Source organism: Pseudomonas sp. P5_B2, assembly GCF_056400445.1.
The window spans coordinates 1-14,971 of the sequence record NZ_JBFULH010000075.1 but is presented as its reverse complement, the minus strand read 5'-3'; the positions used below and the strand labels follow the sequence as shown (position 1 = coordinate 14,971).

Annotated in this window: 8 protein-coding genes; 3 read left to right on the top strand and 5 right to left on the bottom strand. The window is 60.1% G+C overall.

Annotated elements, in window-relative coordinates:
- The 5 genes from AC1DRJ_RS09790 to cobG form a co-directional block, all read right to left on the bottom strand.
- Positions 1-7,055 (bottom strand): TcdA/TcdB pore-forming domain-containing protein (locus AC1DRJ_RS09790; RefSeq protein WP_477801957.1); only part of this gene is annotated, 7,055 nt, incomplete at its 3' end.
- Between the two features lie 291 nt (positions 7,056-7,346).
- Positions 7,347-9,047: a precorrin-3B C(17)-methyltransferase gene (gene cobJ, locus AC1DRJ_RS09785; RefSeq protein WP_477801956.1), complete on the bottom strand. Its 1,701-nt coding sequence runs from the start codon at positions 9,045-9,047 to the stop codon at positions 7,347-7,349.
- Positions 9,047-9,778, bottom strand: coding sequence for a precorrin-2 C(20)-methyltransferase (locus tag AC1DRJ_RS09780; RefSeq protein ID WP_033049173.1), 732 nt, complete (start codon positions 9,776-9,778; stop codon positions 9,047-9,049). Before AC1DRJ_RS09780 ends, cobJ begins: the two co-directional genes overlap by 1 nt.
- A complete protein-coding gene (locus AC1DRJ_RS09775; protein WP_477801955.1) occupies positions 9,778-10,404 on the bottom strand; it encodes a precorrin-8X methylmutase in 627 nt (208 codons plus the stop codon). Before AC1DRJ_RS09775 ends, AC1DRJ_RS09780 begins: the two co-directional genes overlap by 1 nt.
- Complete coding sequence (gene cobG / locus AC1DRJ_RS09770) at positions 10,397-11,704, bottom strand: precorrin-3B synthase (RefSeq protein ID WP_477801954.1); 1,308 nt, start codon at positions 11,702-11,704, stop codon at positions 10,397-10,399. Before cobG ends, AC1DRJ_RS09775 begins: the two co-directional genes overlap by 8 nt.
- A 144-nt stretch (positions 11,705-11,848) precedes the next feature.
- Between cobG and cbiE the strand changes: the two genes are divergently transcribed.
- Genes cbiE through AC1DRJ_RS09755 form a run of 3 tightly spaced genes read left to right on the top strand, consistent with a single transcriptional unit; the run spans position 11,849 to position 14,881 of the window.
- Positions 11,849-13,060: a precorrin-6y C5,15-methyltransferase (decarboxylating) subunit CbiE gene (gene cbiE, locus AC1DRJ_RS09765; RefSeq protein WP_477801953.1), complete on the top strand. Its 1,212-nt coding sequence runs from the start codon at positions 11,849-11,851 to the stop codon at positions 13,058-13,060.
- Positions 13,053-14,150: a cobalt-precorrin-5B (C(1))-methyltransferase gene (locus AC1DRJ_RS09760; RefSeq protein ID WP_477801952.1), complete on the top strand. Its 1,098-nt coding sequence runs from the start codon at positions 13,053-13,055 to the stop codon at positions 14,148-14,150. Before cbiE ends, AC1DRJ_RS09760 begins: the two co-directional genes overlap by 8 nt.
- Positions 14,147-14,881: a cobalt-precorrin-6A reductase gene (locus AC1DRJ_RS09755; protein ID WP_477801951.1), complete on the top strand. Its 735-nt coding sequence runs from the start codon at positions 14,147-14,149 to the stop codon at positions 14,879-14,881. Before AC1DRJ_RS09760 ends, AC1DRJ_RS09755 begins: the two co-directional genes overlap by 4 nt.
- The last annotated feature ends 90 nt before the right edge of the window (positions 14,882-14,971 follow it).

Here is a 14,971-nt window from a genome sequence, read left to right as displayed (position 1 = left end):
AATTCGCTGAGCAACGCACCGCTCGCGGTGTCCTTTCTAGCAAGCAGGGCACTCGCCAGCCTTGACACTGCAACGGACTGATAGCCGTCAATTGCCAGGAACACCTCCCCACGCAAGGCTGGATCCGCCACAAATACCTGACGAAAGATCAGACTGTGCCCACTGTCCGAATCCATCATCACCAAGTGTTCCCCAACCCTGTTCAACACCAGTTTTTCGGGACGGTCCAGCTCCCAGATCAACTTGCCCGGAATAAAAGTGGCACTGCCCAGAGACTGTCGGCTGTCGACGATGACTGACTCCAGTCTCAACCAGGCTGCCTTCGATAAATGGCAAGTCACTGCGCCTTGCCCCAATCGAAGGATCAAGGTGTTCACATCGTCGGGAATCAGCGGCAAGAGGTCCTTTACCGTCATCTGCCCCTCGATTGCGATGACCTCTGCATTACGCTGTACGTAAGTGAGCGGACCGGCCTGTGCCATCACCGGGTACGTGTGCAACCGCCCGTCTTTACTTTCATGAAGCAATACATTGGTTTGTTGCTGCGTACCCAAGAGTTCGAAGTCGTCAGGAATCGATACCTGCGGCACCCGAATCAATCGCCCGGTTTCTGTCACATACCATTGCCAACTACCAGATTCTTCCACCACGAGAAATGCCGCGTGCCTGTGGTTTTCAACCAGCACTTTGAGGGCCTCTTGCAATGTGTCAGCGTGTGCGGCAACCCAATCGCTATCGACGCCGGTGATCAGCACCGGCTCCTGATATCGCAGCGCAACCCTGACCCCATCAAGCGTTGTTGCTTGAAGTCCTGCCACTGACGCTTTTACTTCAGAAAACCGCCAGGACGCCCACTCGCGCTGCGGGGCCGGCAGGACGTCGGCCTGTAATAATTGCAGGCCCGAGCTAAACGCACCGTCAAGCAAGTCGGGATCCATGAAGGCCTGACGGTAGATCTCACCCGTTGAGCGCTCAAGTATCCAGACCGCTTGGTTGTCCGGCGTCACGCCCAGCAAACGCACTTCTTCCCCCTGTCCCAGGTCGGACAGCAACAGCCGATTATCCACATACCAGGCGCTCAACCGGGCATCGCCACTGAAGCGGGTCAACCCCACAATAGCGAAACTCGTGACCGGGTATCGAGTGGCCAACTCGTCCAGCGCCAACCACCATTGCGCTCGATCCTTGAGCCAGTCATCTGACAGGCCTCCCAGCCGCAGGTGGCCCTCGGCGGTCACATTGAAGAACAGACCTTGATGGGTCAGTGCCAGGAAACCCGCTTCAACAGCCACCACATTGACCAGCCCTTCGGGTTCAATCCGTCGACTGGCCCAAGCTCCGTTAGCCCATTGTTGGCGGGATAGGCGCTTGGATGTCTTGTCGTAAATGACGAAGACATCAGCCTCATCGCTTGCAGGCGGAATCAGCGTGAGTTCATGCATTTTCTTGATAGAGTCCGGCCAGCCTCGTTCCCGGTGTCGCGTCGCGGCGGGACGAATAATCAGCTGATCGCGGTTGCGAACCCAAGCCAGGTCACGCAGTGTCGCTTCCACCTTCCAGCAAATCGACACGTACGCCGCAGGTTGCCAGTTGGTGGTGGTGACGCCAGCTTGAACCGGGGAAGACCGAGGTAAAACGTACTCGCCAAATACCATCGACCAGTCGGCAAGCGTGTCAGCCTTGCTGATGACGGCTTCCAGAGCCGGGTCAAGATCTCGCGTCATTGAACTCAAATACAGCACGCCGGCCTGCAGTTGATAAACAAACTCGTCTGCCGTCCGGTCTTTGCGAGTGATTTCCTGAACGACGGTGATCACTCCATTCGCGCCCACCTTGCAGTGAGTGATAAGGCTATCGGCAAGCGGGACGGCCAACAGCCTGTAACGATGACTGAGCAAACCGGTCACTGCGTCGAMTCGCCAGATAAACAAACTTTGCGGGTCATAGAAGTACGCATAGCCTTGCGCCACCGCCCCCAGCAATGCGCCGGCGGACTCTTCCAACTCGTCATCGCGGATGTAGAGAAACCGGTCTTGCGCCGTGTCGTACCAGGCGTTCGCAAATCGGGGTTCATCAGGTTTTTCAAAGGGAACTGGAAACTGATGAATCGGTGTGTAAGGCATGGCCAGACGATGATCTTTGGCCAGAGCCTTGAGGTGATCCTGCAACATCTGCGGATCTACGCCGGGGGGTACGCTTTGCTCCAGAAGTAACAGTTGCTGGCTCACGCGTTCAATCTTGAATACCTGGTTATTGGCGAGTTTGATCAAGATCTCATGATGGCCCTTGCCAGTGATCGCCACCTTGATGGCGCCAATGGAAACGCCTCCCGTTGTTTCCACGATGACATCGCTGACGCTCGCCCAGGGCGCATGAAGTATCCAGCGCGAAGTTTTCAGAGCCGGCGCCTCCAGTTCCAGGCTGATCCCGGGGTTGAGCACGATTGAACATTGCGAATTGCCACCTTCGATCGTGTAGGAGAGCAGGTGGTGCCACGATTTCGGCAGAACGGGGACGACCAGCGTGCGATCAACCGCGTCCATGCGCACGGTGATCCGGGTTGGCCGATAGACCGGGTTCAGACGATAGACAATGTAGTCACCCGGAAACGAATAAAACGAAAACAGAAACAGGCGCTGGCCATCCGGCTTCTTTTTTTCCAAGCGACGAGCCGTATCAAACCCGACATCGTGACGCAGCGTGGAAAAAGGCAGCCACTTGTACTCATAGCCGTAGAACGTTTTGGGTGTGCAGGGCAGCACGATGACCTGGCCGGCAGAGGGACGGAATGCGGCTTGTCCCGGCAAGTTGAGTTCACGACGAATATTAATGGCGTGCTCGTAGTCCACTTCAAAATCCGGCACGCCAAAATGGTCGCGCAGGGGGAACAACCTGGGGCTGTCGAACATTAAGGTTTGTGCATTCAAATCCAGCATCTGGAAGACCAACGATGGTCGAGGCATCCACGCTTTAGCCTTTTCATCAAACCGATAGCCATCGTCACGGTCGGCACGTTCCAGCTCATCAAAAAACAACCCGACCTGCTTGACTTCTTCGGCAATGACGGCAAAACCCTGCGCCAACGCTGCTGCTCCAATGGCGAGGCCGCCCAGAATCACCCCAGCGCCCCCCAGCACCGCTGCGGCGGTACTCGCACCGACTACTGCGGCACCGATGCCTGCGCCGGCCAGCACGACGCTCGCCGAATCAAATGCCAGCTGAGTGCCATACTGCGCGCGCTCCACGTCGTTTTCGGCCGTCGCCAACTGGTAAACATCAAAACCGGCGTTGGCCAAACCTAACACCGCGCCCACACCTTCGTTGGCCAAGTGCCCCAATGCTTCACTGACGACCGGCGCGCAAGTCTGTGCGATCACCTTCTCTTGGGCCAGGGCCTGTCGAACCAGTTTGACCAGGCCAAGTACATCAATCACGTTGCCGTGCACCAGCTGTGCGTAATTGACATAGGCGTGCAACCGGACAGCGGTGGTCAACGACTTCCCGGCGCCTTCCTGAGAACGCAGTGCGTTCATCAGCGCCTGCACAGTGAAGCCTGCGTTCAGCGTATGAACGCTGCCGGCCCCGGTTGGATCCGGCTCATTGACCGGTGCCCGGGGTTTTGTGGCCAGCGTCGAGAAGTGCTCCGACAGGTAGTTTTTGATGCGCAGGAAACGTTGATCGCTGGTAATAACCTGCACCAGATCCTCAGGCTTCCGGGGGTTGATCAGGCTCAAGCGATACTCGCCGACCGGGGTCACTTCCAGTGTCTCGAACAACGGCACAAACCCTGCGACCTCTGGATTTTTTTCCTGGAGCGCTGTGGTCGCCTGATGGATCTGTTGGCCCCACCAATGAGCGTCCAGCTCCAGGAGGCTGCTGCCCAGACGCGGATTGTTCATCAACGACTCGCCGCGAGCACTGGCCAGGCGCTGCCTGACCGCAGGCAATGACTGCTCCTTGAGCGGGCCGGGTTGCAGCAACGCCGACACTCGAATACCGGAAGACAGCAACGTGTTGGACAGGCGCGTACCGTCCAGTTCGATCAGGTCAAACATTGGACGTGAAGTGTCACCGTAAGCGTCGTACTGCCTGGCCATTTCATGCCGCAGGAAGAACTGCTCCAGCGCCTCACGAAACTCCAGCGGTTGTTCAAACTCGAACACTGCAAAGTTAGGATCGTAGAAATGATAGAGGCTGTGCTCGCCATCAAAGGTTTTCGCCACCAGCATCGAGTGGTTGTTGGAGTTGAGCATCAAGGTCGTGGTGGATTTTTTGCTGTCCAGCAGCGCGACTACCTGTGCCAGATCAGAGCGGGGCAGGACGGAGCCCATATCGTTCAGCTGCAAACCCCGCATCTCTTCCACGATCCGCAAAAAGACGGCCGAGTCGTTTTCCTCAGGTTCAATGACGCCGAGGTAGAAGCGTTCCCGCAGGGTATTGGCGGCGGCGGGACCTTGGGTCAATGCAGCGGACATCGCTAGCGTCAGCGGGTAACAGCGGCCACCCACTCGCTCGCCAATGCCCTGCAACAACAAATCCTGTGGCACCAGCTTGATCATGCCGGCTTGGAAGCCATCCAGAACAACGCCGACCCGTTCGACAATCCGGTCTCGGAATTCAAGCTTCGCCAGCTGCTGAATCCGGGCAACCCGCTGGCCCCACTCACGCAAGGTCAGTGGCTGCTTGAGGGCATTTTTCTTGAGGTCCAGGGCTCGTTCGGCCAACGCCGGTGGCTCGCCGTCAGCGTCGTTCATTCCAGCCAGGAAGGCCGGCGCACTGTGTTTGTAGAGTTGGCGCGCAATGGCGGCATAACGGCCCGATATGCCCAGCTCGGAAACCGTGTTGGCCAGATTTTCCAGCTCGATAGCCACCGCATCAAAGCTGCGGTTATCCAGTGCCGAAGCCCCCAGCAATGCCCCCAGCAACAGCCGCTGTCGTGGGCTCAGTTGTGCAGTCACAAAGGAGCCGTTGGCGATCCGGCTCAGTATTTCATCGACTGACAATTGTTGGGTTTTTGAGTCACTCTGCGACGCCGGAAGCAGTGCCCTGACATCCTGAGCCAGGATTGATTGACGATCGTCAAAACTCAATGGCAGGTTTTTTTTGAAGATCACTGAGCCGCTGTGCTGCTCATTCATCGCTTGCAGAAACGGCTCACCCAGCTCATCGGCCAGTTGTTGTAACAGCACCGTCGATAACACAGGACGTCCCTCGATAACGGGCCAGCCTTCGTCAAACTTGATGGTCTGGTTTTGCAGCAAGTGGGCGACATCGCCAGCGAAACGCGACTTGAACAACCCTTCTCGCCAGCGTCTTTGCTCATTGATCAACCATTGCGCCGTATCACTCGCGTTTTCTTTCCAGGAGTGATCCAACTCCTCTTCGGTTGCCCGATTGACCATCCCGTTGGCGGCAATAGCCACGTCCTCGCGCCAGGCCTCGGCTGCCCGAACGGTGAAGTTCGCGCGAGCATAGGCCTCGATTGCGTCACGCATCGCCGCAGGCCCGGTCAGATAGATCGTTACTTCGCTCTGGGGGCGGATTCCATCGCTGTAGTAGGTCGCCGCGGCCTCAATCAGAAAGCTGAAGGACAGTTCTTCACCCGGCGACAGTTGGGACAAGGGACCGAGTTTTTTCTCGACCACCTCCGTCGCCAAACCGCTCATGGCCTCGACGTCGATCAGCGCAATATTTCGCTCCCGGGCCAGGCACGCCGTGGCATCGACCATTTCATAATTGAGCTTGAAACGTTCGATCACCGCCTTCAGCATGGCCGAGCCGGGATGGGCCATCAGGAATGCATTGCTTAAGCTGCTTTGCTCCGCGACCGCGCGCAAGCCGTCAGGACGAACCGGGCGCTCTGCCGGCGGGCGAAAAACGCTGCTCAAGGCGGGACGACTTTTGGCAAAGCGCTCCAGCCCCGGGCGATGCTCCAGGGGAATTGCTTCGAAATAGTTCGTGTATTGACCGCGCATCGCCTGACGGCCCGGCATCCACTCAGGGTTATGGTCCAGCAACAATTGCAACACGCCCAAGCGCGCATCGGTGCCGAATTGGCTGATATCCACACCCCCAAGCGTTTCCTGAAACGGTGGCAGGTTATCGACATCGGCATAACTTCCGCCTTGCGCAATCAATGCCTCGACGCGCACCACATCGGATGCGGCGGCGAAGTTGCCACGCAATCTTGTTTCCCGTTCGTAAATCGCCTGCAAACCAAGCGGAGCGTTGTTGCTCGCCAGATCGCGAAGTTCAATACCGCCCTCGCCCATTGCCGCAATGCTTCGGCTGTTTTTATCCCTCAAGGCGTTAAGGTGCGCTTCATTCTGGCCATACCCCCGAACCAGAAGATCTACTCTTGCGTCATCGGCGCTAATGCCCCGCGCTACTGCCTGAGTGATATGCGCATACATTTGTTGCTTGAGGACAATGGCACGTTCCTCATACTTGTCGCCCAGTTCAATAGCAGTCTTACTGGTCTGCCCACCATTAAGCATCGCATCAGCCTTGGCAGCCTCAACAATGATCCGATTGGTTTCGTAGGCCAGTAACGCGTCGCTGTCGTACCAGATTTTGACGCTATAGCCTTCCCCGGCGACTGCTTTATTCCAGACATTGATGTAGTCGCGCTGAATATCCCCGAGACCGCCACCGAGCCAGACAAAGTGCATGTTTTTCGGCACTTCAGTAGCGACGGTGCTCAACTGTTCGACGCTGTTGACCAAGCGCGCTTCGAAACTGTCGAGCCTGTCCTGTATTTCCACCAGCCCCGGCGCTTGCCCCTCGTCTGGCGCGGATGGCGGTCCCTGCTCAGCGGCCCTTCGCTGCCTGCCCTTCGGTTCAACCAAGTTCTTGAGCGTTTGACGCAACAGCCCCAGCGGCACCCGCATCCTCGGATAATCGAGCAACCCGATGCACCCGAAGTAGTATCTGAAAACAGCTTCATATTCGTCAGTACCTTTATAGGCCTGCACGGCATGTTCAAGATCTGACAATTTGAATAAGTCGATAAAACTGACATAGCCGTTCGCACGACGAGCTTCCTGCTCACCCATAAATAGACTTCCCTGCAGAAAAAGAAACCGGTAAAGACCGAAGAGCCCATCAGACTCGGGAATAACCCTAACCCAACTAAATTTCTATCTCGCAATGGAACACGAACAATTTATTACCCCCAGAACATCTGGACACTTAAACGCCCCGCCAAGCAGTAAAAAAACACAAGTTGAATCACAACAATCAATAAACATGATCGTCGCGCATAATCAGACCTTCACTTTATTTACATCAGGACACTTAATAGAACTAACAAGTAGTAAGCGACCTCATAACGAGGCCGCCACTTCTCATGACGCGGGCTTGTCACCATACCAACGAGGCGTATACACCCACTCGCCACCCTCGGCACGGGGGAACACGCAGGTTGTCGACGAACCAATCAGCACCATGGTGCGCATGTCCACTTGGTCCGGGGTCAATTGCCCGAGGGTGGTCACACGCAAGGTCTGCCCCGGGCGACCAATGTCACGCCCCAGCACCACAGGTGTTTCGCTGGTGCGATGCCGCGCCACAATCTCCAGCGCCCGGCCAAGCTGCCAGGGACGCGCACGTGAGATCGGGTTATAGAACGCCAGCGCCAGATCGGCTTCGGCGGCCAGGTCCAGCCGTTTCTCGATGATCGCCCAAGGCTTGAGGTTGTCCGAAAGCGACATCACGCAGAAGTCGTGACCCAGCGGCGCGCCGGCCTGAGCCGCGGTGGCCAGGGACGCGGAAACACCCGGAAGAATCTCCAGATCAACGCTGTGCCAACTCGTCTCTGTCGATTCGTGCAACGCTTCAAGCACCGCCGCCGCCATCGCGAACACGCCGGGGTCACCCGACGACACTACAATCACCGAGCGGCCTTGCGCCGCCAGTTCAAAGGCGTGGCGGGCACGCTGCATCTCTTCGCGATTGTCGGTGCAATGCAGCACCTGGTCTTCGCGAAAAGGACCGGCCATGCGCACGTAGGTTTCATAGCCGAGCACATCGGTGGCCTTCGCAAGCTCTGCCTTGACGGCGGGCACCATCAATTCGGCGGCACCAGGGCCCAGGCCGATCACCGCCAGACGACCGCGCGGGCGACCGATCCGCGCCACATCCAGCGGCTGACTGGCCACGGCGACAGCGATGTTCGTGTCCGTCCAGACGAGTGCAGCGTCGGGAGCCTCCTGCCTCACCAGTTCGCTGACTGCGCCATGGGACGCAAAGCGCAGCGGCACGCCCAGCTCAAGCGCCGCTTCACGCAACGGTGACTTGGCCATGTGCTGATCGCTGGCCAACAAGCACGCCACCGATTGCACGGCGATGTTCGCCTGATGCAATGCCGCCCGAATCGACTGCGGCAAATCGGCGACCTCGGCGCTCACCGCCACCAACACACTGCGCGGGTAGATCAACAATTCATTGGCTGCTGGAGTGCGCTCGGCACTGCCGATGTGAATCGACAACTGCGCCTGAGGATCTTCCGGCAACTGCGCTTGCGCGAGCCACGGTGCAGCCCCTTCGATCCGCACGCTTTGGCCGGTAAGCAGATCCGAGACAAAGCGCTTACCCAACTCCAGATCACCGAGCGCATAACCAATCGGCGGATTGAGCAGGCAGGTGCCAAAACGCAATTCACCGCTGGTGGTGATCGCCGCAGCGACCTCAAGACCAGCAGCAATCTCCCGAGCCATGACGTTCACGCCACCCAGCCCACCGAGCAGCGGCACCACGGCGCTACCGTCTTCGGCCACGGCCAGCACCGGCGGTTCGGCACCTTTCTCCAGCAACAACGGCGCCAGTGTGCGAATGACAATGCCAGCCGCACACAGCGCAATGATCGGCGTGTCTTGTTGATAGAACTCACGCAAGGTCGCGCCGAACTCGTGATAGACACGGTCCGCGCCTTCAACCCGCTCAGCCAGGCCATGGATCAACGCGCCGGGGTAGACCTGTTGAATCTTGCGCGCGGTCGCGAGACTTCCGTTGCCCAGAATGACAATCGCCGGAACTGGACGGGCCATCAGCCTTGCCACCTTTCGCCGGGAACAATGATCAACGAGAAGTACGGCGAGGACATCGGCTCGACCTCATTGAGCGGTACGATTTTCTGATTGGCCATGGTCGCGCGCTCGACGTACAGCGCACGTTCCGCCAGACCGAGTTCTTCGAGTACCTGACGGACCTTGGGGAAATTGCGCCCCAGCTTCATGATCACCGCCGCATCGGCATCGGCCAGCCGACGCTTGAGGTCGTCGTGAGGCAGCACGCCGGACAGCACCGACAAACTCTGATTGCGATACACCAGCGGCGCACCCAGCACCGAAGCGCCGCCTAGCATCGAGCAAACACCTGGCACGACTTCGGCTTCATAGCGTTCGGCCAGACGATCATGCAGGTACATGTAGGAGCCGTAGAAGAACGGATCGCCTTCGCAGATCACCGCCACGTCACGGCCCGCGTCCAGATGCGCGGCGAGTTCTTCGCCGGCCGCATCGTAGAAGTCGCTGATCACCTGTTCATAGGACAGTGGTGCCGGCAATGCTTCGGTGGTCACCGGATACACCAGCGGCAGCAGCGTTTGCGCATCCTGCAAATGCGCTTCGATGATGCCGAACGCATTACCCTTTTTGCCCTTGGCGACGAAGTACGCCACCACCGGCGATTCGCGCAGCAGGCGCAGGGCTTTGACGGTAATCAGTTCCGGATCACCGGGGCCGACGCCCAAGCCAATCAAGCGTCCAGGTTGCTGCATCATTCGATCTCCGTGGCGAGGGCATTTATAGCGGCGGCAGCCATGGCGCTACCGCCGAGCCGGCCTTGCATGATCACAAACGGCACGCCGCGACTGTCGGCGGCGAGCGCGGCCTTGGATTCGGCTGCGCCGACGAAGCCCACCGGGAAGCCGAGGATCAAGGCCGGTTTCGGCGCACCGGCGTCGAGCATTTCCAGCAGATAAAACAGCGCGGTCGGCGCGTTTCCGATTACCACCACGCTGCCTTCCAGATGCGGGCGCCACAGTTCCAGCGCGGCTGCGGAGCGGGTGTTGCCCAACTCGCGGGCCAGCTCCGGAACGCTGTCATCGCGCAGTGTGCAAATGACTTCGTTGTTGGCCGGCAAACGCGTGCGAGTCACGCCTTCGCTGACCATCCGTGCATCGCACAGAATCGGTGCACCGGCGGCCAGCGCCTCGCGCCCGGCCTTGCCCGCGCCTTCGGAAAACAGCAGGCCATCGATGGCATCGACCATGCCGCAGGCGTGGATTACGCGCACCGCGAGTTTTTCCAGGTCAGCGGGGATGCGCGCCAGGTTGGCCTCGGCGCGGATGATCGCGAAGGAGTTGCGATAGATCTCCTGACCGTCGCGGATGTAATCAAGCATCTAGGGAGCTCCGTGAGCGGTCGTCGAGCAAGGCTGCGACCGCTTCAATAGTAAGATTGCGTGCGTGCAGCGCGCCGAAACCGGGCTGTGCTGCATCGCGAAAATAGAGGTCGTATCGACCGGCAGAGACCGCCAGCAAAGTGATCGGCGCGATGTGCGCTGCGGCACAGGAACGCGAGCAACCTGACAGGTGAACGTTCAGCGTATGACCCTGGCGTTGCAGCAGCGCCGCCAGTTGCCGGGCATCGCTCTTGGTGTCTGCCAGGCCTTTGCCGCAACCGGTGGAACCGGTGCAGGCGATCAGATGCGCCAAGGCATCATCGGCCGAGCAGCGCAGGCCGAGTTGTTCGAGGCTGTGGATAACTTGAGCCGTCTTGTCGGTATGCACACCGGGCAGCAACAGGCTTTGCCAAGGCGTAAAACGCAGGCTGCCGTCGCCCCGCTCCCGGGCCAGTTGTGCGACACCCCGCAGCATCGCCGGATCGAGACGACCCAGCGGCGGCATTGCGCCGATGTACACGCGTTCGGCGTCACGTTGTGGGTGAGCGCCGATGTGCAGGTCACTCGGGGTTGCTGTGCGCTGCCAGCTTTCGATGGTCATCAACGGCACACGTTCGGCCAGTCGAGCGAGAAACCCGTCGAGTGAACAGTCGACGAGCAGATGGCGCATGCGGGTCTGATCGGGCCGCGCCAATTCAAGAAACAACTCCAGCACGGCGACCACCAGCGCATGGCCTTGATCCAGCGACACCGAGCTGGCGGGTACATCGGTCGGGCACCCGGCCAGACCGAACACCCAGCGCTGTTCGCCCTCTCGCTCAAACGCTGAAAGCCACAGGTCATGGGGATGTTCGAGCATCGCCAAACCTTCGCCGCCATCCAGTTGCACGGCAAATTTGGCGCTGAGGTCGTGCAAGCGTGCATCGCTTTGCAGCGTGGCCAGAATCTGCCCGGCCAACGGGCGCGCGTCGAGCAGCCTCTGCCGGTCAATCCCGGCGCTCGGGCTGAGCATCAGGTTGCGCACATCATCGCCAGCGGCGCTGCTCGGGCCGAGCCCGGCCGCCATCAGGCTGTCGATCAACGCCCCGTGCTCGCTGCCGATCCCGCGAATTTGCAGGTTGGCGCGGTTGGTCGCCTCGATCACGCCGCCGGCAAACCGTTCGGCCGCATTCGCCACCGCTTCGGCCTGATCGGCACTGATCGAACCGCCATTCAACTTGATCCGGCAGATACCGCCGTCCAATGCCTGAACAATACGCAGCAACCCCGGGCAAGCCGAGGGGCGTAAGGCAGTGGACATCGGGCGTTCGTTCAAGGGGGCGACCGGCTGTTTGGGAAAGGCGCTTCGCGGGCGAAGGCGCGGTATTATGCCTGCTTTGTCAGGCGGCATGAAAAGCCTGCCCGTCGGAACCGTCCGTTTGAGGACTATTTTTAAGGACTGCAGATGTCACCCTGGCTGACAGTAGTGGGAATCGGTGAAGACGGCTTCAAGGGCCTGGGCAGAAACGCCCGGCACGCGCTGCTGCGTGCTTCGCGGATTATTGGCGGTCAGCGGCAACTGGACTTGCTGCCGGTGTGCATCCGTGGCGAGCGCCAGATATGGCCGAGTCCTTTTTCCCTTGAGCCGCTGTTGGCCCGACGCGGTGAGCCGGTATGCGTACTGGCCAGCGGCGATCCGATGTTCTTCGGCGTGGGCGCCAGCCTTGCGCGGCAGGTGACCGCTGATGAAATGCAGACCCTGCCGGCACCCTCTTCTTGTTCGCTGGCAGCCGCGCGTATGGGCTGGCCGTTGCAGGAGGTGGTGACGCTTTCAGTCGTTGCCCGGCCGCTCGCCGCCCTCAATGCGCAGTTGTTCAGCGGTGTACGTCTGCTGGTGCTGAGCAACGACGGTCAAAGCCCGGCTGCAATTGCTGCATTGCTGCGCGAACGCGGTTTCGGCCCGAGCCGCCTCACCGTGCTGGAACATCTGGGCGGTGCCGCCGAACGGCGCATCGATGGCGTCGCCAATGACTGGAATGATCCGCTGATCGCCGCCCTGAACCTGATCGCTATCGAGTGCATCGCCGAACCAAACACGCCGCGTCTCTCACGACTGGCCGGGCTGCCCGATTCGGCCTTCAAGCACGACGGCCAACTGACCAAGCGCGACGTGCGCGCCATCACCCTCGCGCGCCTCGCGCCGGTGCCCGGTGAATTGCTGTGGGACGTCGGTGCCGGCAGCGGTTCGATTGGCATCGAATGGATGCGCGCGCACCCGACGTGCCGCGCACTGGCCATTGAGGCCGATGACGGTCGGCAGCTACTGATCGAACACAACCGCGACGCCCTCGGCGTTCCCGGCCTGCAACTGATTCGCGGCAACGCGCCACAGGCCTTGGCGGGCCTCGAACGCCCGGACGCGATTTTCATCGGTGGCGGCGTCACTCGCGAAGGCGTGCTCGACACCTGCTGGGCGCAGCTGAAACCCGGCGGTCGATTGATTGCCAACGCTGTCACGCTGCAAAGTGAAATGACCCTGATGGCCTGGCGCGAACAGCATGGCGGTGAACTGACCCGCATCCACATTGCCCAAGCGCAGCCGCTGGGCGAGTTCGACACCTGGCGCCAGGCACTGCCCATTACCTTGCTGGACGTGACGAAGCCCTGCGATGCGTGACGAAACCGCCGAACAACCCGCCCCGCTGCGCAGCGGCCTGACGACGGGCAGTTGCGCCACCGCCACCAGTCTCGCGGCGGCGCGTCTGTTGCTGGCCGGGGTGGGTGCTGACGCGGTCGAGATCGTGTTGCCCAAGGGCAAGCAAGTGCAGATGCGCCTGGAGTTTTGTCGCCTGACCGACGACGGTGCCGAAGCCGGGACCCTCAAGGACGCCGGCGACGACCCTGACGTGACCCATGGCGCCCTGCTGTATACACAAGTGCGCCTGAGCGTCGAACCGGGTATCCGCTTCAAGGCGGGACGTGGTGTTGGCACGGTGACGCGCCCCGGTTTGGTGCTGGGCGTCGGCGAACCGGCGATCAACCCGGTGCCGCGCAAAATGATCATCGATCACCTGACGTTGTTGGCCGAGGAATTCGGCTACGGCGGTGGTTTTGAAGTCACCATCAACGTCGAGGATGGCGAAGCCCTGGCGCTGAAAACCATGAACCCGCGACTGGGGATTCTCGGCGGACTGTCGATTCTCGGCACCAGCGGCATCGTCCGGCCGTTTTCCTGCGCGGCCTACATCGCCTCGATCCACCAGGGCATCGACGTCGCCAAAACCAACGGTTACCTGCACATCGCCGCCTGCACCGGTAACGCTAGCGAAGACACCATGCGCCGGGTCTACAACCTGCCGGAAATCGCCCTGATCGAAATGGGCGACTTTGTCGGTGCCGTACTCAAACACCTGCGCAAAGTGCCTGTGGATAAACTCAGCCTGTGCGGCGGCTTCGGCAAGATCAGCAAACTGGCGGCCGGGCACATGGATTTGCACAGCCGACACTCCAGCATCGACCTGCCGCAACTGGCCGAATGGGCGGCGGCGGTCGGCGCTGATGAAGCGCTGCAACAGGCCATTCGCGAGGCCAATACCAGCCAGCAGGCGTTGGCGATGGCCAGTGCGGCGGGCATTGCGCTGGGTGATGCGGTGTGTCAGCACGCACTGGAGTTTGCCCGCAGCGTGGTGCCGGCGCAGGTACAGGTCGAAGTGTTTGCGATTGATCGTCAGGGTGGAGTTGTCGGTCATGCGGGAGCTTTTCAATGAAGCGCATATTGTTGCTCGGTGGTGTGACGGAAGCGCAGGCCATCGCTCGAACCCTTGGGCCTGAACACCTCTACAGCCTGGCCGGCGTGGGTCGCGTGCCCACCGACGTGACCTGCCAGGTGCGCGTCGGCGGCTACGGCGGCGCGGAAGGTCTGGCGCAGTTCATTCGCGACGAAGGGATTGACCTGCTGCTGGACGCGACTCATCCCTATGCCGCACAAATCAGCCAAAACGCCGCCACCGCCGCGCAATTGACCGGCATTGCCTGCTGGGCGTTACGCCGCCCAGCCTGGCGACCTCAAGCCGGGGATGACTGGCGCGAAGTCAGCGACTGGGCCGAGTTGATCGAAACCCTGAAACCCTTCCACCGCCCCTTGTTCACCCTCGGCCGAGAACCGTTGCAGCACTTGCACGAAATTCCGCCAGAGCAATTCTGGACGTTACGTGCGCTGGACGTTTATCCCGGCAACGCACGCTGCGAAGTCATCGGTGCGCGTGGGCCGTTTGTGATCGAGGATGAGCGTGAGCTGTTTGAGCGTCGCAAGATTGATGTGCTGATCAGCAAGAACAGCRGTAGCACTGCGACGGAACCGAAACTGGAAGTGGCGCGGGAGCGTGGGGTGCCGGTGATTGTTTTGAAGCGGCCGGTGTTGCCGGGGGTTGATCGGGAGTTTGAATCGGTAACAGACGTGTTGGCAGCCCTGCCATCACAATCACCACATAACCTGTAGCAGCTGGCGAAGCCTGCGTYCGGCTGCGCAGCAGTCGTAAAACCGGCATCCACGGTTAACCTGAAAGATCGAGGGTCCTGATCTTACGAC

Coding starts and splice junctions, on each gene's coding strand:
- cobJ (WP_477801956.1), bottom strand. CDS start 9,047: ATGGCCCGTCCAGTTCCGGCGATTGTCATTCTGGGCAACGGAAGTCTC.
- AC1DRJ_RS09780 (WP_033049173.1), bottom strand. CDS start 9,778: ATGCAGCAACCTGGACGCTTGATTGGCTTGGGCGTCGGCCCCGGTGAT.
- AC1DRJ_RS09775 (WP_477801955.1), bottom strand. CDS start 10,404: ATGCTTGATTACATCCGCGACGGTCAGGAGATCTATCGCAACTCCTTC.
- cobG (WP_477801954.1), bottom strand. CDS start 11,704: ATGTCCACTGCCTTACGCCCCTCGGCTTGCCCGGGGTTGCTGCGTATT.
- cbiE (WP_477801953.1), top strand. CDS start 11,849: ATGTCACCCTGGCTGACAGTAGTGGGAATCGGTGAAGACGGCTTCAAG.
- AC1DRJ_RS09760 (WP_477801952.1), top strand. CDS start 13,053: ATGCGTGACGAAACCGCCGAACAACCCGCCCCGCTGCGCAGCGGCCTG.